Below are 20,419 nucleotides of genomic sequence, written 5' to 3' on the forward strand. Positions count from 1 at the left end.
TAGCCCCTAGCCCCTAGCACCATTCCTACGCGATATAAAATCGCTGCTACAATCTTGCTAACTTGCTAACTTGCTAACTTGCTAACTTGCTAACTCGCAACTCAAACCTACGTCAAACGTAGGGCGATGAATTCGGCGAGTTTATCTACGGCGGTGCCGGGGTCGTCGGTGCGTTTAATTAAACTAATACCGATTTGACCAAGCTCGGGGAGGTCTTTGGTTTGTATTTGGTAATTAAGTTCATTCGGTACGGTGCTTTTTGCAAGCACTGTAATGCCTAAGCCTTCTTTTAACGCCGCAGTTAGGCCTGTTAAGTCGGCATTACTGTAGGCAATGCGGTATTTAATACCCGCACTTTGTAGCGCCTCGATTGCGCGGCGGCGATATATACATCCCTCAGGGGCGGTTACAAGCGTGACCACATCGTTCTGTGCAAGGTTTAAATCGCCCACCCATACTAGTTGGTCTTGCATAAAAATAGGGAACTTAGCTGACTCTAGCTCTTCGTTTAATGCCAGTACTAAATCGAATTGATCTTGGCGCGAGACCGACAATAAATGTTTACTCAAACGAGAACGCACTTCGAGCGATACGTCAGGGTATAGGGCCACGAAGTCACCAATGATCGACGGTAAAATACGTGCAGCAAATTCACTGGGGATCCCCAAGCGCACTTTACCGGTCACGTTTTCGCTGGTGAACTGCTGCAAAATGGCATCGTTTTGTTGCAGCATTTGCTTTGCTAATGGCATAAGCAATTCGCCATATTGATTAAGCACTTGGCGCTGGCCTTGCTTTTTAAACAGCTTATGGCCCAGCATGTCTTCAAGGCGCTTTATTTGTAAGCTCACAGCCGGTTGCGATAGCCCTAATAATTCACCCGCTTTGGCAAACCCGCCAACTTCAACAACAGTGACTAAAGTACGTAAACTATCGGTAGAAATGTTTTTCATTAAAAAATTCTATTTATAGGGCTGTATATATAAGCATTATTTATCAATTGATAAATAATTACAATTTGTTGTTGCTAGCACGGCGCAATATACTTCAGCCATTAATGATTGATAGGTGTCACATATGACTTTTACGCCAATAATGTTTGCTCGCCACAGCCAAGCTGAGACCCCAGCAGACAACGTGCTACAAGCTAATAGCGATACTGCCATTATGGATTTTAGTGGCACTGAAGCAATCCCATTTTTAACGGCTATTTTAGGTCTTGATATTAATAAGCTAACCGCCTGCGGTTTAGGCTTACGTAGTTCATTAGACGATGACCTAACAAGCAGCTACGCTTATGCCCTGTATTACTTTAACGAAACTGCATTTCGTTTTGTGCTAGGTAAAGATGCCAGCGTGCAATTACAGTCGCTTATTAGTGAGCAACAACTACGTTACGACATTGATTATGTAATGCGTGACGATTTAAGCGCACTAACCCTAAGTGGTGAGCAAGCGTTTGATGCCTTGGTCGACAGCTTTAAGCTAACGCCGGGGCTGCGTTTATCAGACATGCGCAGCTGCTATGGTGCACAAAGCGGTGAGGTATTTATTACCGCCATAGATAACCAAGCAACACAGCAATTTCAGCTGGTGGCGCGCCAAGCAGAACTTGATAAATGGCAAACGCACTTACAGCAGCTCGGCTTTGATTTAGCCTTAGCCAACGTTGCTTAAAAGATAAAATTTTTAAAACAGCTACGCACTTGGGTGTTTAGCTGTTTTTTAGTTACAAAATCGCAATTTGGGTGTGACAACTGTGCAACTAATGTATAATCGCCGCCCATGTTATTCCCCCTCATTAAATTGAGGCCACGCCCCACAACTTGTGGGTAAATTTAAAAGTGAAGGAATATTATGACTTCTAAAACAGTTTTACATGCTAAGCACCTTGGAGCTGGCGCAAAAATGGTTGATTTCCACGGCTGGGAAATGCCAATCAACTACGGCTCACAAATCGAAGAGCATAATGCGGTTCGCACAGATGCAGGTATGTTTGACGTATCTCACATGACTATTGTCGATATTCAAGGCGAGCAAGCACAAGCGTTCTTACGTAAGCTAGTTGCAAACGACGTTGCTAAGTTAACTGTACCGGGTAAAGCACTTTACACAGGTATGCTTAACGAAGAAGGCGGCGTAATCGACGACCTAATCATCTACTTCTTCTCAGAAACGAACTACCGTTTAGTAGTTAACTCAGCAACACGTGAAAAAGATTTAGCGCATTTAGCTAAAGTTTCGGCTGATTTCGCCGTAACGGTTACTGAGCGTCCTGAGTTTGCAATGATTGCCGTTCAAGGCCCTAACGCACGTGCTAAAACAGCAACAGTACTTAACGCAGAGCAACAAGCTGCTGTTGAAGGTATGAAGCCTTTCTTTGGTGTGCAAGCAGGTGATTTATTTATTGCGACAACAGGCTATACTGGCGAAGATGGTTATGAAATCGTAGTACCTAACGATCAAGCTGCTGATTTATGGCAACAACTTCTAGACGCAGGCGTAGCGCCAGCGGGTCTAGGTGCGCGTGATACGTTACGTCTTGAAGCGGGTATGAACCTTTACGGCCTAGATATGGACGAAAGTGTTTCTCCACTTGCTGCAAACATGGCGTGGACAATCGCATGGGAGCCAGAAGATCGTAAGTTTATCGGTCGTGAAGTATTAGAACAGCAACGCGCTGACAAGAGCACAGACAAACTAGTTGGTTTAGTGCTTGAAGAAAAAGGCGTATTGCGTAGCGGTTTAAAAGTCATCGTAGAAGGTGGTGAAGGGGTGATTACCTCTGGTACATTCTCACCAACCCTTGGTCACAGTGTTGCGCTAGCACGCGTTCCGCGTTCAACTGGCGAAACAGCCCAAGTAGAGATGCGTAAAAAACTGGTTAACGTTAAGGTTGTTAAACCTTGCTTTGTACGTAACGGCAAATCAGTTATCTAAACTATAAAAAATTTGGTGTTATCACCCAATATAAACCAAAGGAACAAAAAGATGAGCAATATCCCAAGCGAATTAAAATATGCTACTTCACACGAGTGGGTTCGCGACGAAGGTGACGGTACGTTTACTGTAGGTATCACTGAGCACGCACAAGAACTTCTTGGCGACATGGTATTCGTTGAATTACCAGAAGTTGGTGATGAAGTTGACGCGGGTGAAGACTGCGCAGTAGCTGAGTCTGTAAAAGCAGCATCAGACATCTACGCACCAATCGGCGGTGAAATCGTTGCAATCAACGAAGAGCTTGAAGATTCGCCTGAAACAGTAAATAACGACCCGTACACTGACGGTTGGTTATTCCGTATCAAAGCATCTGACACGTCAGAGCTTGATAACCTGTTAGACGCTGAAGGCTACGCTAACACAATCGACGAAGACTAATAAATTAGTCACGCCGACTAAAAGCCCCGTCTAGATCCCCAGCTAATTAAATGCGTAGCTTGGGTTTCACAGGGGCTTTTATGATTTTATAGCTTACTTTTCCATACGCTGTAAGTTACTGAATCAACCTGTTTTTAAGTTATTGCCAGTTACCCATTGGCAGTAACCACTTTTTTTTGGATCATAGGAATCTGGACAAATGTCAAACGCCAAATCTCTTGAACAATTAGAGCAAAAGCAAGATTTTATTCGCCGTCACATTGGGCCAAGCCCAGCGCAAGTAAGCGACATGCTGAGCGCTCTTGGAGTATCGAGTGTTGAAGAGCTGATCGGTCAAACGGTACCTGCAAGCATTCGCTTAGAGCAAGGTTTATCAATTGGCGAAAGCCGCACTGAAGTTGAAACACTAAGCTACTTAAAATCAGTAGCAAGCAAAAATAAAGTGTTCAAATCATACATCGGTCAAGGCTACCACCCAACTCACGTACCACACGTAATTTTACGTAACGTACTTGAGAACCCAGGCTGGTACACTGCGTATACACCATACCAACCAGAGATTGCACAAGGTCGTTTAGAATCATTATTAAACTTCCAGACTATGACCCTAGACCTAACTGGTCTTGATTTAGCAAGCGCGTCATTACTTGACGAGTCAACGGCTGCTGCAGAAGCAATGGGCCTTGCAAAGCGTGTTGCTAAAGCTAAAAAAGCTAACATCTTCTTCATTGCTGATGACGTACACACGCAAACTATCGACGTTGTTGCTACACGTGCAGACCAGTTTGGTTTTGAAGTTGTTGTTGGTCCTGCAAGCGAAGCGGCTAATCATGAGATTTTTGGTGCATTATTCCAATACCCATCAACAACCGGTGAAATCACTGAGGTAACTGACCTAATCGCACAAGTACAAGACAAAAAAGCAATTGCCTGTGTTGCTGCAGACATCATGAGCTTATTAATGCTCAAAGCACCAGGTAAACTAGGTGCAGACGTAGTACTTGGTTCAGCACAGCGTTTTGGTGTACCTATGGGTTACGGTGGTCCACACGCTGCATTCTTCGCAACACGCGACAAGTATAAGCGTTCACTACCAGGTCGTATTATCGGTGTTTCTAAAGACCGTTTAGGTAACGACGCACTACGTATGGCTATGCAAACACGTGAACAACACATTCGTCGTGAAAAAGCCAACTCAAACATCTGTACAGCGCAAGTATTACTAGCGAACATGGCAGCGTTCTACGCGGTTTACCACGGTCCACAAGGCCTTAAAACTATCGCTGAGCGTATCCACCGTTTTGCTGACATCTTAGCAGCAGGCTTAAAAGCGAAAGGTGTAAACCTTAAGCACGACACATGGTTCGATACACTGACTGTTGTTGCAGATAACAAAGACGAAATCGTTGCACGTGCAGTAGAGCACGGTGTTAACTTTGCGTCTAACCGCGCAGGTGAATACTCAATTTCTGTATCAGAAACAACAACTCGTGCAGACGTAGCTGAGTTATTCGACATCATCTTAGGTGAAGATCACGGCCTAAGCGTTGATGCACTTGCAAACGAAATCGAAGTAAATGGCAGCAACTCAATTCCTGCAAGTCTAGTACGCGATGACGAAATTTTAACGCACCCTAACTTCAACTCGTACCACAGCGAGACTGAAATGTTGCGTTACATCAAGCGCCTAGAGAACAAAGACTTAGCGCTTAACCACTCAATGATCTCATTAGGTTCATGTACAATGAAGCTTAATGCGACAGCTGAGATGATCCCAATCACTTGGCCTGAGTTTGCAAATTTACACCCATTCTGCCCACTTGATCAGGCAGCGGGTTACCAAATCATGATGACAGAGTTACATGATTGGTTAGTAAACATCACAGGTTACGATGCAGTTTCACTACAACCAAACTCAGGTGCACAAGGTGAATACGCAGGCTTAATCGCGATTCGTAAATACCATGAGTCACGCGGTGAAGGTCACCGTAACGTATGTTTGATCCCAAGTTCAGCGCACGGTACAAACCCAGCGTCTGCACAAATGGCAAGCATGAAAATCGTGGTTGTTGACTGTGATAAAAACGGTAACGTTGATATGGCAGACCTTAAAGCGAAAGCCGAAGAGGTATCTGAAAACCTATCTTGTATCATGATCACATACCCATCTACACACGGTGTTTACGAAGAAACAATTCGTGAAATCTGTGACATCGTGCACCAGCACGGCGGTCAAGTGTACATGGACGGCGCAAACATGAACGCGCAAGTAGGTGTTACAAGCCCAGGTTCAATCGGTTCTGACGTATCGCACCTTAACCTACACAAAACATTCTGTATTCCACACGGTGGTGGTGGTCCAGGTGTTGGCCCTATCGGTGTTAAATCTCACCTAGCGCCATTTATGCCTAACCACAGCGTAATTAATGTTGCTGGCACAAACATCGGTAACGGTGCGGTTTCTGCTGCTCCTTACGGCTCAGCAGCTATTTTACCAATCTCGTGGGCATACATTGCTATGATGGGCTCTGAAGGCTTAAAACAAGCAACAGAAATGGCTATCGTGAACGCTAACTACTTATCTGAGAAGCTAAGCGAGCACTACCCAATTTTATACCGTGGCCGTAACAACCGTGTTGCACACGAGTGTATTGTTGACCTACGCCCAATCAAAGAGCAAACAGGCGTAACAGAAATGGACGTAGCTAAACGTCTACAAGACTATGGTTTCCATTCACCAACTATGTCATTCCCAGTAGCTGGCACACTAATGATTGAGCCAACTGAGTCTGAGTCTAAAGTTGAGATCGACCGTTTCATCGAAGCAATGGTGTCAATCAAGTCAGAAATCGACCGTATCGCATCTGGCGAATGGTCAATTGAAAACAACCCGCTAGTGTTTGCACCGCACACACAAGCAGACGTACTAGGCAATGAGTGGGACCGTGCATACGACCGTTTCTACGCAGCATTCCCAGTACCAAGCGTAGCAAAAGACAAATTCTGGCCTACAGTAACCCGTATCGATGACGTATACGGCGACCGTAACCTAGTTTGTTCATGCCCTGCGGTTGAGACATATCGTGACTAAGGTTTGATTAAATTCAAATGCCAAAAAGCCGTTGCAGCAATGCAACGGCTTTTTTGTTGGAAAACAGCTATCAGCTGACAGATTAAAACAATAGAGCTTAAAGCTTTAAGCTATAAGTTTGAAGTTAGAATTTGCCTGCACATGGTTGTGGTTAACCGCGAAACAGTAGGCGTGAAATTTATTTCGCTCGAGTAAGTAAGATAAAAGTCAAAAAGCAAGTTCTTACTCTTTGTGCTTAACTGTACCAATGGATTAACTAATCCGTTGGTACAGTTGAGTTAAATTAATAAGGAAATGGTATGAAAAAGGGTTTTGAAATAGCAGCAGACCTGACCGAAGCCGCATTTAAAAGTCAATTACTGACAGGCATAGCTAAAGATATACCTTATGTAAGTACGTTGATTAAAGTATGGAATTTAAGTGATTCTATTCGAGATAGAATGTTTGCATCTAAAATAATGCGTTTTTTTGAAGCTATCGATGAAGTTAGTAAAAAGGAAAAAGATGAATTATCGAGAAAAATAAAATACTTAAACCAAGATGATTTGGAAAGAGTTACAGACAAAATATTATTCTGTATTGAATCCATAACGGATATTGATAAGTCTGAATTCATAGCAAACTTCTTTATTGCATACATATATGAAAAAATATCAGAACGGGAGCTTAGGCAGTGTATTGATATAGTTCAAACTTCCTTTTTAGATGATTTAAAATTGTATGTCGAAACATGTATTGGTACTTATGCCAATGAGGAAGATTTGAATTATCAAAAAATAGATGGGTTAATAAGCACTCCACTCTTTACTAATTTTAGAGATGATAGACTTTTACAAAGAACTAATGATACCGATAATATTGGTAAACATTTGTATAAAGAAACGTTTATAGGTATGCAGTTCAGAATAGCGTTTAATTTTGGAAAAGATAGAAGAGAGGTTGAAAATTCTTAAGTGTTGTTACTCAACTAAGGTGAGTAAAAAAGAATGTTTTCGAGGGCCTTTTTTTTTTACATCCTAATAAAAACATAGGGTCAGGTTTTTCTTTTTACCTAACCCCTTTACCAACCCACAACCAACACTTTGCTGTTAGCACCTAGCACTGTAGGCGTGAAATTTATTTCGCGCGAACCCATTAAAAAACAACTTCGGAAGAATATTTGTATTTATATGGGTACAAACATCAAATAACCTGTATTATGCATGCTTTGTTGTTGGGTGGTGAAACCTCTTACTTAACCACCTGATTATGTTGTTGAAAATTTAAGGTGAAAGAATGTTAAAAGGGAACTTTGTGCGCATTAAAAGGGCTTTGGCCTGTTTGCTTGTGTTAAATCTTGGGGTTGCTGGTGCTTCGGCTAATGACGATACACCAATAGAGGCCGTGGTTGCAGATGCTAATTTCTTAACGTGTTTACAAGAAAGTGGCTATAAAACTGTGGGTGAGGTGACAAAAATACATTGCAGAGATCGCGGTATTACCTCAGCCAAAGGGCTTGAGCATTTTAGTAACTTAACAAAACTCATCCTCAGTAATGAAGGGGATAGCTTCATAGTTGGTGAAATTGGTGGCATTACAAGTAGACCTGCCGATAAGAAAGTGCCAAACCAGCTGACCGAAATCGACATAAGCCACAACAGCCAGCTTTTCCATGTTAATTTAAGCCAAAATAGCCTTACGAGTATTGATGTAAGTAACAACGAAGAGTTAGAGACTTTAATGCTGAGTGGTAATAAGCTTTCAAAGCTTGATGTAAGCACTAACAGTAAACTTACATGGCTTGATCTTAATGATAATAAGCTGACAGGTGAATTGACGCTTGTTAATTCTGAACTATATCAACTTAACCTGTCGGGCAATAAGCTCACAAAAGTAAATATACCGAGTGGTATTCGTAACCTTGAGCTTGCAAATAATCAGTTAAAAAACATAGATTTAAGCAAGTTCAAGATGCTCAGCGAACTAAACCTAGATGCCAACCAGCTTAGCGCTTTAGACATAAGCCATAATAAAAAGTTAACTGCACTTTACGCCAGTAATAATCGCTTAAGCACTATCGATTTAACAGCAAACCCCATGCTCCAAGTGCTCTTTTTGTCGAATAACAAATTAAAAAACATTGATTTACGTGAACATGCAAATTTAGTAGATATCAGCCTTTTTAATAACCCACTACAAAAGGTAGATGTTAGCAAAAGCTATAATTTAGAGCTGTTAGAACTCGACAGCCGTGTTGAGTGCATAGGCATAGGTTGTGCAACAAGGTTTGAAGGGTATTAATAACAGCGTGTTGGGCAGAGCACAGCGAAACTCGATAAGTTAGCGAGGGGAAAGGGGAAAGGAGCTATCAGCTTTCAGCCGTCACCTATCAGATTAAAACAAAAGAGCTTTAAGCCATAAGGTTTAGGTTAGATTGTGCCTGTACATTGCTATGGCTAATCCCGATACCGTAGGTGTGAAATATATTTCGCGCGAAATAAATTTCACGCCTACGGATGAGCATTCTAATTTAAGTATGTGTAGGCACAATCTAATCTGACTTCTAACGACTGATATCTATTATCTCCTTCCTCGTCTCTCGCACCTATTAAATTTTTTTATCCCTCCATAATTCATCCATTATTGTGATTTACCCTTTGAAATATGAACCTTTTGTACCCCAATTTGGGTGGGTTAAAGCTTAACCATTTCGAAAATAAGTCTGTCGGACTTTGAGTAGAAGTATGAGTTTTATTAATTAATAGTTTGTCGAAATTACAATCAATAATTAGGAATCGTGATATGAATCAGTGTAAAAGGATTAGTGCTGTGTTGGCTTTATCCCTACTTTCAATAGTTGGGTGTTCTGATGATGACTCTACCGAACAAGAAGCTGTTGCTAATGTAGCGTTGAAATCTATGAGCCCAGTCTCTGATGACGTTTATCAACCAGGACAACAGATCACTGTTGATTTCAGTACCGAAACAACCTTATTAACGAATGAACATGTTGGTGTTTCATTTATTTTAATTGAAAAAAGTAAAGTGGCTGAGCTCGAAACTGAAGATGAGCCAGATGGCTACGATTTGGGTGAGTTTTATATTGAGCAGTTACAAGAAGGCGAGCAAAATCATACGGCAACACTAATTTTGCCAAATGAAGATCTCGCTGCGGGTGAATTTGTCATTGCCGCTTTTGTTGACACAAGTGGTGTGATCTCAAGTGAAGTTGATGTTACAGATAATAAATCCCGTGGCATTGAGTCTGGTGACGAAACAACCTACAGCTCAGTAACCATTAGCGATGGTCATTACCATGATTTTGTTTTAGATAAACTTAAAGTAGGCGACGGCTTTGCTATTTTTCCTGGCCCGGGTAAAAGAGATACCACAGGTACTGGTGAACCAACACAGAAAGTACCTGATTTAATAGGTTTTATTAATGCCACCAAATTTGGTAATTCAGTCAACGAGGCTGACATCAGTGCAACGATAACCATCGGCGAAACGACTTATCATGCTCACTTATGGAATGAGCAAGCGCAATCTTATATGGAGACTATGCGTATTAAGTTTCCTGATCATGAGCAATCTCATTACTTTCCTTGGGATGTTGCAGTAAATGGCGTATTGCTAAAAGCGATACACGATGATTTTGATCACGATGGTGGTGAAAACAGTTTTAGCATGACATTTACCTTCCACGACAACTCTGATGAAATTGAAGCTCACAGTGACAATAATAGTATTACCGTTGAAGTACCTTATGCACTTTATCATGATGAAGTGAGTACTGCAGAATCGGTAGAGCTAAATAGTAATAAAACAACAATAGCGTCAGCATCAGCGATGCAGACTACAGCTTCATCAGCAACAACGTTAGCCAAAGTTGGCAGTTGGAGTGCTACCTATGGTGACAGTGACGCTGTGGCAATCAGCCCTTCTTTTTATAGCTATATGAATGTTTCTTCTAGTAATGGTGGTTCAGCCGAGGGGCTAGTAGAAGCAGATTTAGATCTTTACCTCTTTGATAAATCAGCGAGTTTGGTTAGTGCCAGTGCTGAAGCGAGTGCAAATGTAAGTGATGGTGAGATTACTTATGCAGCAAACTTTAGTGTGCTGGGTGACACATTAATTGACGAGGGCGACACGTTAACGGCCTTAGACAAGTCTTTAGGATATAGCTGGAGCGAAGAGCAAAAAGTGGTTGAAACGACGTTCACCATTGTAATTGTTCCGGTGACCGTTGAGGCTGGTGTCAGTGGCAGCTTGGATTTAGGGGTTGGTTTAGCTTACAGCAATAGCCGAATTGACTTAGGGGGAGATATTGTTACTGCCAGCATGGATGCGTATGCCACTGCAGAAATAAACTTAGGTATTGCAAGTGGCGGTGTTGGTATAGACTTTTTGATTATTGCAGATACATTTAATGCCACACTTTATGCAGATTTAGCTAAAGCTATCACTGATTCTAAAATCACCTTAGGGATTGATGTAACGAATGATATTGAGGCTATTTCCGGCGAATTTTATGTTTATGTGAAATACCCTAAATACAAGTGGTGTTGCACGGTTAAGACAAAAACCAAAACTCAAACTATCTACGATACTAGTACCTTGTACGATAAAAGCTGGACAATTTTAGACGAATCAGCAACCTTAAATTATTAGTATGAAGGCATAGGTATAATGCGTTTAATTAAACTGAGTTTATTATTTGGCACTTTATTAGGCTATGCTTCGGCTGCTTATGCAGTGCCTCATTGTACTGTTTGGGGTGAACTTCAATCAAAAGCTGATACGAATATTGTTTCGATGAATAGCCCCTCAAAAAGCCAGTTTGACTTGCAAGGGCGGTTAATTTATCGGCCTTTGTTAGTTGCAGAAAAATTTCACTGGTTGGGTTTTGAGCTATACCAAGCTCAAGCAAAGTTGAATAAAACAGTGAGTACCAGCAATGAGTATGCTGTCCCTTTTGCTGTGAAAGTTAGCAATAACTCAGGTGAAGTTTTAGATTATCGGTTTAACGCTAAATTAAAAGCGGCTGATCAACAAAAGCTGATTGCTTTATACCGTGCCTTTCACCGTGCAAAACCCCCTGAAAATTTACAGGGGGATAAGTATTGGGTTAAAGAGCGAGATGATATCGGTCAGTACAAATCACTCTACACAGTGTTAGCTGATAATAAACTAAAGCGAAATAAACTCAGTTACTTAGAACCAACTGACACTAGGCAAAGTACTAACGCTGCGAAAAAGCTAATGCAGTTGGAAACGGCGAACATTATTAGTGATGAGTTTATCTTTGAAAACGATAAGTGCTGGTTAACAAAAACCCTCGGAAATAGTCATATTCAAGTCAGTAGTAGTGATGGAAATATGAATATTGAAGTACTGCAAACGTTAAGTTTAAATCGTTCAAATCAATCGATACCCGATGATGCAAGGTTACTACAATTACCCGAAGACCCTAATCAATGGAAAAATTTAAGCACAGATTGGGTTTACCCTAAAGCGCCGCCTCAACCATTAAAAAATACTGAAGCGTTTATCACTGCTTTAAAAAGTATGGATTGGCTAGAGGGAGACCGAAAAACGCTTTTGCAATTTCTTTATGATAACGATCAGTATTTGCTGAGCTTAAAAGAGCTTATATCAACTAAATCAATTGCAGATCCTTTGGAAAGTAAATTGTTTATGTACCTAGGTAAGCATGACTCAGTTAATTCAAAACAATTACTGACAGAGGTATTTGTTGAGCCTGGTTTATTTTCACCAAATCAGCGCTTTAGAAGTTTAATGGCACTAAAATACAGTGAAAAGCCGTTAACTGACTTACAGGTTGAGGCGATTTTTGAGTATTCAATGTCATATGGTCTTGATGAAGAAAATTCTAAGCTGGCTCACAGTGCTTTAATGGTAATGGGGGCGATTGCAAAAAATCAGCAGGGCAGTGAGTTTTCAACTCAGTTAACCCAAAAATTAGCTGATTCTTTGAGCTCTAGTGCAACGGAGCAAAAAGCATCAGCCCTAATCACCGCTCTGGGTAATAGTGGAGACTATGATCATCAACAGCTTATTGGTGATTATTTAGCTGGCGACAGTGCAAGATTACGCCTAAATGCGGCAGAGGCTCTGGCAAAAATGCCAAGTAAAACCAGTTTGAATTACTTGAGTAATCAACTAAATCAAGAAACTGATAGTAAAGCGCAAGGGGCGATATTAAAGGCAATGGGTAATAATGAGTTAGACGCAGAACAAGTCGATAGTATTTATGCCTTTGCTGACGCTAGTAACCCGAAAGATATTCGCAGTGCCGCTATATCGGCGTTAAGTCAACAAGCGAAGTCAAAACCAGAGGTGAAAAGCCGTTTAAAAGCACTGGTTAAGACGGAAACTAATCAAAAGAACCTGCGCCAATTGATGAAAGCGCTGTATGGTTCGTAAAAGCATAAGCTAGCAAGTTGGTAGGTTGGGTAGAGCGGAGCGAAACCCAACAAGTTAGCGAGATACAAGGGGAAAGGGTAAAGGAGCTATCAGCTTTCAGCCGTCAGCTATCAGATTGAAAAGTTAGCGAGATGCGAGTTGTAGGAGGCGTTTTAACGCCGAAAAAGAGATACCAGTCGTCAGAAGTTAGATTGGATTATGCCTGCGCATAGTTAAATTGAAATGCTCATCCGTAGGCGTGAAATTTATTTCGCGCGATGAGCATAAGATCTATCAGATTGAAAAGTTAGCGAGTTAGAAAGAGTAAAGGGGAAAGTTTGCGAGATGCGAGTTGTAGGAGGCGTTTTAACGCCGAAAAAAGTCATAGGGGAGGCGCAACTAACACTACGCTGTTAGCACCTAGCACCATTCCTACGCGATATAAAATCGTTGCTACCATCTCGCTAACTCAAACTCACTTGTTTTACGTACGTATCGGTTTGCAAACCAAAGTGGCCGAGAACGTAGGTGTAGGTGGCATTTTCATTCCATAATCTGCTGCTGTGAATGCCGTACACATAACAAGTTGTTCCTAGCACTAATTCGGGTTTAACACTAGGGAGAGGTTATGATCTGGGAGATAAATCTGCTAGCCTTATTTCAGCCCAACTTGTAAAAGCAGGTATTAATTTAATAGAAGCAAACCTATTAGCTTCAGCTTCAAGGCTTAAAGGAAGGGCGGCAGAGCTTTTTATAATTAAGAACGATTTATTGGACTATGAAATTAGTCCAAATGTACAGCTATCTTTATTTAATATCGCATATGCAGAGAAAGAAAAAGTTGTTTTGCGAATATGCCAAAAAGCAGATACTGTCGCTGCATATGGAGCTGTTGATTGGGGTCAATTACCAAGTTCTTTATTGGAACTTTTTGTTGATTTAACTTATCGAGGCGACTATTCGGGAGCCACAAGAAAGTTCTTACAAAAACCACTCGCGCAAGGAGATATTAAAGCTTTGAAGCTTATATTCAGTGATCGCTCTAAGTGGAGTTCAGTGCCTTATCAGAGGTTTGCTATGAGAAGTAAGTTCGCAAGTACTTTATCGGTAAAACAATCGACAATGCAGGTTTCTCCATGAATTTTAAAACAATGGCACTATCCCTTTCTATTTTTACCAGTTTCGCTTGTTCTCAGGAATCGAGTTTAGAGAAGGTTGACAATATCCAGCCGATTCAGGTAATCAAAGGTCAGTTAAAAAATGAGACTGTTACTTATTTGCGCTATAACACTGAGGTTCAACCTTGTATTACACTAAAATTGGACAGAATGGATAAACAAAAGCAGTTATGTATTTTTACCGATCAACAAGGGAATGCGGTTGATGTTAGGACTGATGTTGTTGGAGTCGACTATTTGACCCCCGCCTTTTCTGAAAGTTCTTTCACAGTGACTTTAGATCTATTTAGTTATTACTTAGATTGCCAAATTACCTTTATAAATAAATCAGTAAAAGATCCTGTGTGTAAATTTAGAGATATGGATTAAAAAAAGATTTATAAATAAAAGTAAAATATCTAGGGCTTTTCTAGCTAATGATTAGCCTTAAAATCTACCTAGTATTGCAATTCTACATATTCAACTAGCACATTTTGCTAGTAAAAATCTAATAATTTGTACTTAAAAAACACACAAAAGTTAAATTAATGTAAATTAAATCTTGCTTTCGTACCTGTTTGGTCTATGTTTTTGGTCGGAGGTCACTCCTCCAACCTGATAGATAAAATGACAATCAACAGGAACACACATGAAAATAAAAACACTCTCACTAGTGCCAGCTTTAATGTTGGCAGCGGGTATTAGCCACAGTGCTTTTGCTGCTCAAGGAGTCGCATTTGTGCACGGTACAGGCCAGCAAAGCGATGCGTATAATGACTATTGGACAGGCAGCTTTGTCGACACAGTTCGCCAAGGTTTGCCAAATAGTAGTAATTACACGGTCATTAATTGTGACTTTGATCAATACATGTGGGCAGACGCGGCATCTGGCTGTTTAGCTGGGCAGCTCACTACATTTATCAATAATAAAAACATCACAGATTTAACTCTGATCACTCACTCTAACGGTGGCAATGTGGTGCGTTGGATTTTATCTAACCCAACATGGGATAGCCGTTATCCAAATATTATTAGCAAAGTCACGCGTACCATTGCTCTGGCTCCTTCAAGTGGTGGCACGCCGTTGGCTGATGCGGTTATTGCGGGTAATTCGTTTGAGCAAAGCTTGGGTTGGCTTTTAGGTTACGGCAGCGATGCAGTAAAACAACAGCAAGTATCCTGGATGGAATCGTATAACGCACAGTGGCTGTATGGCACACCGAACCGCCCAAGTTTACCGTCTCGATTCGAAACCGTGGTGGGCAGTGATGTTGAATCAGCGGTATGGGATAGCGACAGCTATTGTGGCGGTTATCAAAATCAAGTGGGCCTTGAAGTAACGCAAAACTGGTTAGACAGCTGTTCAGATGGCTTTTTAAATTGCAGTTCTCAGTCGTTAGCTGGGGTGGTGTGGTTTACCGATAAATCACGAACCCAAGGTGGTGAGCCTTTAAGTCATCAGCAAAGTCGACGTAACTGTTTTGGCTTGCCAAACATGCTTAAAAACCGAATTTAGGAGCCCGCTATGATTAATAAGTTAACCACAATTGCAGCTGCAATAGTGCTTGTAAGCACAGCCGCAAATGCTAATGAGCAAACGGTTTATCAATTCCCTCAAGTTCAACCAGCATCAAGCGCTCAACTACAAACACTTGAAAAAGATAGTGTTGAATATTGGCAGAAAGTTTCGGGTAAAGAGCTTAAGCGTGGTGTGCCTGTCTTTGTAAACCAAGCTGATAACTTTATTCGCATTGCACCAAAAGCACGCTTTGATAGTGGCGAAGTATTTAAGCCTCATGGCTTACAGCTAGATAAACTGTCGGTGCGAGATGACAGCTTTAGACAAATGCCAATGCAAGCCATGGTTGCACGTGAGCAAATGGAAAATGCAGGATTTAGCGATGGTAGTGTTGGGCTAAAGCTAGGTCAGGTAAATGGCAAAGCAATGTTAAGAACAAGCCAAGCCCTTAACGACGACGACACCTACTTGCTGCACGTGATTGAAAAAGGCTCGAGCAATGCTTTACATGCGAAATCGCAGTTTAAAGTTAAAGATCAGCAACAACGTGTTGCTATGCAGCTAAGTATGGGTAAAAAGCGCTTTAAAGATAGTGATGTGAAGTTAACGCTTTCAAGCCCTGATGGCGAAAAGCTAGATGTACGTTACGAAAATGGTGAAGCAGTATTTAATTACCCGCTTGAAACTTTGGGTGCCGCAAATGGTTACTATGAGCTTGAGGCCAGTGTAGACACTAAAGTGAATGGCCAAACGGTAAAACGCTCTATAAAAATGCCGTTTGTACATAGTTCACAAACCATCAGTATGGATAAAGCCAAAGTAACTGCGCTTGGCAATAACAAATACCAAGCTAAAGTACCGGTGCAAGTGACCGACTCAGGCCGCTATGCTATTCGTGCAACCTTAACTGGCAAAGGTAATAAAGGTGAGCGCATCAAACTGGCAACGGTTGAAGTAGCAAAACAGATTGATAGCTATGATAGTTTCACCATGCCTTTTGTGGTCACTCAAGCAGCCAAAGCCCCGTTCGAGCTGGTGGATATTGAGCTTACCGACCAAACGCGAATGTTAAAGTTTGCGGGGGAGTAAAGGATAGCTCTTATTGTATGTTGGGTGGAGCTGAGCGAAGCCCAACAAGTTAGTGAGTTGCTAGAGGAAGGAGCTATCAGCTTTCAGCCGTCAGCTATCAGATTTTAAATACCCAAGTTAGCGAGTTTCGAGGGGCGAGATACGAGACGTTTCAACGCAGAACTGGTAGCAGCGGGTTTACCCCGCGTAATTTACAGTTTTTCTCTACACAGCGCGAATCGTCTTGGTGTTCTCTGTGGTTCAATTCGTTTTTCACAAAGAGAAAAGAATGAGAAGTAAATGAGATAGACCAAAAGAGTATTTTGTTTTTTCCTTTTAAGCGCAGCGTCTCTTATCCTCTTTGTGAATATTATTTTTAAATGCTGTTTTTCTCTGTGTAGCGCGAAGTGCCTCGGTGCTCTCTGTGGTTCATATACTTTGAAAATAAAAATATGCTCAATGTGAATTAGAACTCAAACAAATATCTGTTTAATAGGTTGTTTTTGTGTTTATTATAGAAATTAAACAATAATAAAGTTTGAGCTTTATGCTCACCAAGGACGGTTATGCCAGATATGTATTTTGGAATACTCGCCAATTTAGGCGTGGTTCTGTTACTCGTTTTAATTTTAAAAGCATTCAGTAAAGTAACTATAAACTTAACTTGGCTGCTTGCTACTCTGTTAATTCTATTTTGTTATTTCTTAGCTTTATTCAAAGGTAAAGAGTTCATTTCCTTAGATTTACTTTTTACAGATCTCAAATGGAATTGGTCAGGTAAAATTGTCGCTATTACACTTTGGGCTTTGGTATTGGCTTTATTAGCAGCTTTTAAAAGTGACTTTAAAATCAAGGACGCAGGTTTTACTCTTAGACAAAATGAAGGCTCTATTAAGCCTGCACTCGTTGTTTTAACCCTGTTTGTTGCGTTGCAGATTATTGTAACGCTTAGCCTTGGTAACGGACCAAATTTCGATTTTGAAACGCTACTCTATCAAGCTCTTATTCCTGGGTTAGATGAAGAACCAATGTTTAGAGGAGTTTTATTATTTTGTTTTTCGTTGGCTGTTGTTTCATCGCGCATTAACTTTTTTGGCTCGCCAATAAACATTGCAGGGTTACTTTTGGTTTTATTATTTGGTCTAGTTCATGGGGTTATGCATATAGATGGTGAGTGGCATTTGTCTGCATTCAGAATCGTATTAACTGGGAGTTATGGATTTATTTTGCTGTGGTTAAGAGAGCGTACTGGTAGCCTTGTTTTTCCAATTGTAGCGCACAATATGGTTAACTTTGTTGGGCAGTTAGTTTAGTACATGAAGGTAAAGTAAATATACTATCAAGTACATAGGTTGGCTTAATAGGAAAGTAATGGCAAAATTGTGTTTTAAAAATGGAAACTTAAATAATGGATTATAATCAGCCACTTTCGAAGCACTCCCTAGATTTAAACCTGAGCGACCGAGTTTGGTTTAGATATTCAACTTTCTATGAAAAGACAGTTTTACAAGCAGACTCTAATACAAAACTAACGTCGCTACCGGGCCTAGCTGTGCTGTCGGGCGGAGCTGAATTTTTATTTTTCTTTATGACTATCGCTATTGCTGTAATGAGCCTAGTGCTTCAAGAAACGATGCAGCCGATACCTGCTTTTGTAACTTGTGTGAGTTGTTATCTTTGTGTATTTGTTATCAAGCGAATTGTGATTTATAACAAATTTGGATTTGGTCGTAAGTGGGTTATGAGTATATCTAAAGACTCACTCGAAATAGATAGGTTAGCAATAGAGGGTAAAGCTTCAAAAGTTATGCAAATCGCTAAGGACGATATCCAAGAAATCATTTTTAATTATACTTTTCACGGTAGAAGTGGTCATATTGTGAACGAAAAAACGGCCAATTTACACGCTTGTGAAATTCATCAAAAAAGTGGCGATGTTGTTACGCTAGATAGTATGCGAGTAGGTCTTTTTGATGTGCTGTACCTTTTAAAATTCCACGAATACCCGCTACTATTCAGAAGTACAACTTCAAGCGGTGCAGGTAATATAGTTATTTTGATTATGCGGTTAATTTCTCTTTCTGCGATCATATCGGCTCTTGTCATGTTGGCATTTAATTTAAAGTCATAATGGTGAGTTATTTGTATGGCTATTAGCTGGTAGGTTGGTTAGAGCGGGGTGAAACTCAACGTTTGGAGCCATCAGCTTTCAGCCGTCAGCTATCAGATTGAAAAGTTAGCGAGATGCGAGGTGTAGGAGGCGTTAGAAGATATTAGATATCAGTCGTTAGAAGTCAGATTAAAACAAAAGAGCTTTAAGCTATAAGTCAGATCAGCCTGCACGCAGTTTCAGTGAAATGCATACCCGTAGGCGTGAAATTTATTTCGCGCGATGCTTATCTAAACCACAGCAGCAAGATGTAGGTCGGGCTTTAGCCCGTCAATGTTAGCGATTATGTGTCGCCATAAATGACGACTACAGTGCTTGATTCATTAGCTCGTAGGTTGGTTAGAGCGGGGTGAAACTCAACGTTTGGAGCCATCAGCTTTCAGCCGTCAGCTATCAGATTGAAAAGTTAGCGAGATGCGAGGTGTAGGAGGCGTTTTAACGCTGAACAGGTAGCAGCGGATTTACCCCGCGTAATTTACAGTTTTCTCTGTGGTTCAATATTTTTTGCACAAAGAGAAGACAATGAGAAGTGAATGAGTAACCCAACAAAACCATCAATTTTTTAATAATTCCTCTTAAGCGCAGCGTCTCTTTTCCTCTTTGTGAGTATTCAGTGGATTACGCGATATAAAATCGCCGCTACACTCTTGCTAATCCGCAACTCGTGCCCCTAGACCCTTTCACATGTATTCTTTTACAATGCATAAAATGACTTTTTTTAGAGAATGCGTTGAACTACTTGGCTCACCTTTATTTAGCACAACCGACGGCTGATTCACATTTTGGTAATTTGCTGGGGGACTTTGGTGGGCGTCGGTATTCTGCGCAGTTACCCAATACGGTTAAAAATGGACTTGAAAATCATTATCTGGTTGATAGGTTTACTGACTCACATCCCCTTGTAAAAGAGGCTAAGCAGTACTTTTCGCCAGCACGTAAACGCTTTGCAAGTGTCGCCATTGATGTAGCGTTCGATCACTTTCTAATTCAGCATTGGCAGCGGTTTAATGACCAACCATTAGCTGAATTCAAACAGCACAGTTATGGGCTTTTAAATGCTAGGCAAGCCATGATGCCTTCGCGTATGCAGCAAGTTGTGACTAGTATGACCAACAATGATTGGTTTAAAGAATATGAAACACTCGATGGGGTCGGCCTTGCCCTTGATAACATCGCCAAGCGTATTCGCTTTGCTAATAACTTTGCAGGAGCCGCTGACGATATAGCCCGCCACTACCAACAATTAGACGCGGTATTTTTAACGTTTTTCCCTGAGCTGGTTGAGCATGTGAAGCAAATGGGTGTGGAAAAGCAAAAGCTTTAAGCTGGTAGGTTGGGTAGAACGGAGTGAAACCCAACAAGTTATCGAGTTAAAGGGAAAGATACGAGTTTCGAGGGACGAGATGCGAGTTATAGGAGGCGTTTTAACGCCGAAAAAAGTCGATTGGATAGGGAACCCCTTTTTACGAATCCAAAACCAATACTATGCTGCTAGCACCTAGCACCTAGCACCTAGCACCTAGCACCTAGCACCTAGCACCTAGCACCTAGTACCCTTGCACATATAGTATGAACAGTCGCCCTAACATAAATACAGGTCCCTGATGATTTCCAAGAAATAATTAAAT

Annotated in this window: 15 protein-coding genes and 2 pseudogenes; 15 read left to right on the forward strand and 2 right to left on the reverse strand. The window is 41.1% G+C overall.

What is annotated here, in order from left to right; translation table 11 throughout:
- Positions 1 to 107: 107 nt before the first annotated feature.
- The gene (locus CWB80_RS10035; RefSeq protein ID WP_054551321.1) at positions 108 to 953 is read right to left on the reverse strand and encodes a LysR family transcriptional regulator; all 846 of its coding nucleotides are present in this window, start codon (positions 951 to 953) and stop codon (positions 108 to 110) included.
- 124 nt (positions 954 to 1,077) lie between these two features.
- On the opposite strand from CWB80_RS10035, the gene CWB80_RS10040 reads away from it, so the two are divergent.
- The 8 genes from CWB80_RS10040 to CWB80_RS10075 all read left to right on the forward strand — a co-directional run bounded on the left by CWB80_RS10040 (position 1,078) and on the right by CWB80_RS10075 (position 12,898).
- A complete protein-coding gene (locus CWB80_RS10040; protein WP_138602368.1) occupies positions 1,078 to 1,677 on the forward strand; it encodes a hypothetical protein in 600 nt (199 codons plus the stop codon).
- A 180-nt stretch (positions 1,678 to 1,857) separates the two neighbouring features.
- Positions 1,858 to 2,940, forward strand: coding sequence for a glycine cleavage system aminomethyltransferase GcvT (gene gcvT / locus CWB80_RS10045; protein WP_138602370.1), 1,083 nt, complete (start codon positions 1,858 to 1,860; stop codon positions 2,938 to 2,940).
- A gap of 51 nt (positions 2,941 to 2,991) precedes the next feature.
- A complete protein-coding gene (gcvH, locus tag CWB80_RS10050) occupies positions 2,992 to 3,381 on the forward strand; it encodes a glycine cleavage system protein GcvH (RefSeq protein WP_054551324.1) in 390 nt (129 codons plus the stop codon).
- A gap of 199 nt (positions 3,382 to 3,580) precedes the next feature.
- Complete coding sequence (gene gcvP / locus CWB80_RS10055; RefSeq protein ID WP_138602372.1) at positions 3,581 to 6,472, forward strand: aminomethyl-transferring glycine dehydrogenase; 2,892 nt, start codon at positions 3,581 to 3,583, stop codon at positions 6,470 to 6,472.
- Between the two features lie 299 nt (positions 6,473 to 6,771).
- Positions 6,772 to 7,425 carry a hypothetical protein gene (locus CWB80_RS10060; protein ID WP_138602374.1) on the forward strand — a complete coding sequence of 218 codons (654 nt, stop codon included), beginning with the start codon at positions 6,772 to 6,774 and terminating at the stop codon, positions 7,423 to 7,425.
- Positions 7,426 to 7,747: 322 nt separating this feature from the next.
- A complete protein-coding gene (locus CWB80_RS10065) occupies positions 7,748 to 8,752 on the forward strand; it encodes a leucine-rich repeat domain-containing protein (RefSeq protein WP_138602376.1) in 1,005 nt (334 codons plus the stop codon).
- 501 nt (positions 8,753 to 9,253) lie between these two features.
- On the forward strand, positions 9,254 to 11,122 hold the full coding sequence (locus tag CWB80_RS10070; RefSeq protein WP_138599858.1) for a hypothetical protein: 1,869 nt from the start codon (positions 9,254 to 9,256) through the stop codon (positions 11,120 to 11,122).
- Positions 11,123 to 11,140: 18 nt separating this feature from the next.
- Positions 11,141 to 12,898, forward strand: a complete 1,758-nt coding sequence (locus tag CWB80_RS10075) for a HEAT repeat domain-containing protein (protein ID WP_138599859.1) — start codon at positions 11,141 to 11,143, stop codon at positions 12,896 to 12,898.
- Positions 12,899 to 13,341: 443 nt separating this feature from the next.
- Here the strand turns inward: CWB80_RS10075 and CWB80_RS23235 are convergent.
- A pseudogene (locus CWB80_RS23235) lies at positions 13,342 to 13,464 on the reverse strand (lipase); the annotation flags it as partial.
- 13 nt (positions 13,465 to 13,477) lie between these two features.
- Between CWB80_RS23235 and CWB80_RS10080 the strand changes: the two are divergent.
- The 7 genes and pseudogenes from CWB80_RS10080 to CWB80_RS10110 form a co-directional block, all read left to right on the forward strand.
- Positions 13,478 to 14,017: pseudogene (locus tag CWB80_RS10080) on the forward strand (DUF8812 domain-containing protein); the annotation flags it as partial.
- Positions 14,014 to 14,424: a hypothetical protein gene (locus CWB80_RS10085; RefSeq protein ID WP_138599861.1), complete on the forward strand. Its 411-nt coding sequence runs from the start codon at positions 14,014 to 14,016 to the stop codon at positions 14,422 to 14,424. The pseudogene CWB80_RS10080 and the gene CWB80_RS10085, both read left to right, overlap by 4 nt.
- A 259-nt stretch (positions 14,425 to 14,683) precedes the next feature.
- On the forward strand, positions 14,684 to 15,550 hold the full coding sequence (locus CWB80_RS10090) for a hypothetical protein (RefSeq protein ID WP_054560749.1): 867 nt from the start codon (positions 14,684 to 14,686) through the stop codon (positions 15,548 to 15,550).
- A 9-nt stretch (positions 15,551 to 15,559) separates the two neighbouring features.
- Positions 15,560 to 16,642 carry a DUF4785 domain-containing protein gene (locus tag CWB80_RS10095; protein WP_138599862.1) on the forward strand — a complete coding sequence of 361 codons (1,083 nt, stop codon included), beginning with the start codon at positions 15,560 to 15,562 and terminating at the stop codon, positions 16,640 to 16,642.
- Positions 16,643 to 17,187: 545 nt separating this feature from the next.
- Complete coding sequence (locus CWB80_RS10100) at positions 17,188 to 17,934, forward strand: CPBP family intramembrane glutamic endopeptidase (protein ID WP_138599863.1); 747 nt, start codon at positions 17,188 to 17,190, stop codon at positions 17,932 to 17,934.
- A 95-nt stretch (positions 17,935 to 18,029) separates the two neighbouring features.
- The gene (locus tag CWB80_RS10105) at positions 18,030 to 18,752 is read left to right on the forward strand and encodes a hypothetical protein (protein ID WP_138599864.1); all 723 of its coding nucleotides are present in this window, start codon (positions 18,030 to 18,032) and stop codon (positions 18,750 to 18,752) included.
- A 769-nt stretch (positions 18,753 to 19,521) separates the two neighbouring features.
- Positions 19,522 to 20,115 (forward strand): acyl carrier protein phosphodiesterase, encoded by a 594-nt coding sequence (locus CWB80_RS10110; RefSeq protein WP_054551921.1) that lies wholly within the window; start codon positions 19,522 to 19,524, stop codon positions 20,113 to 20,115.
- The last annotated feature ends 304 nt before the right edge of the window (positions 20,116 to 20,419 follow it).

The organism is Pseudoalteromonas sp. S1650 (assembly GCF_005887195.1).
Taxonomy (GTDB): Bacteria; Pseudomonadota; Gammaproteobacteria; order Enterobacterales; family Alteromonadaceae; genus Pseudoalteromonas; species Pseudoalteromonas simplex.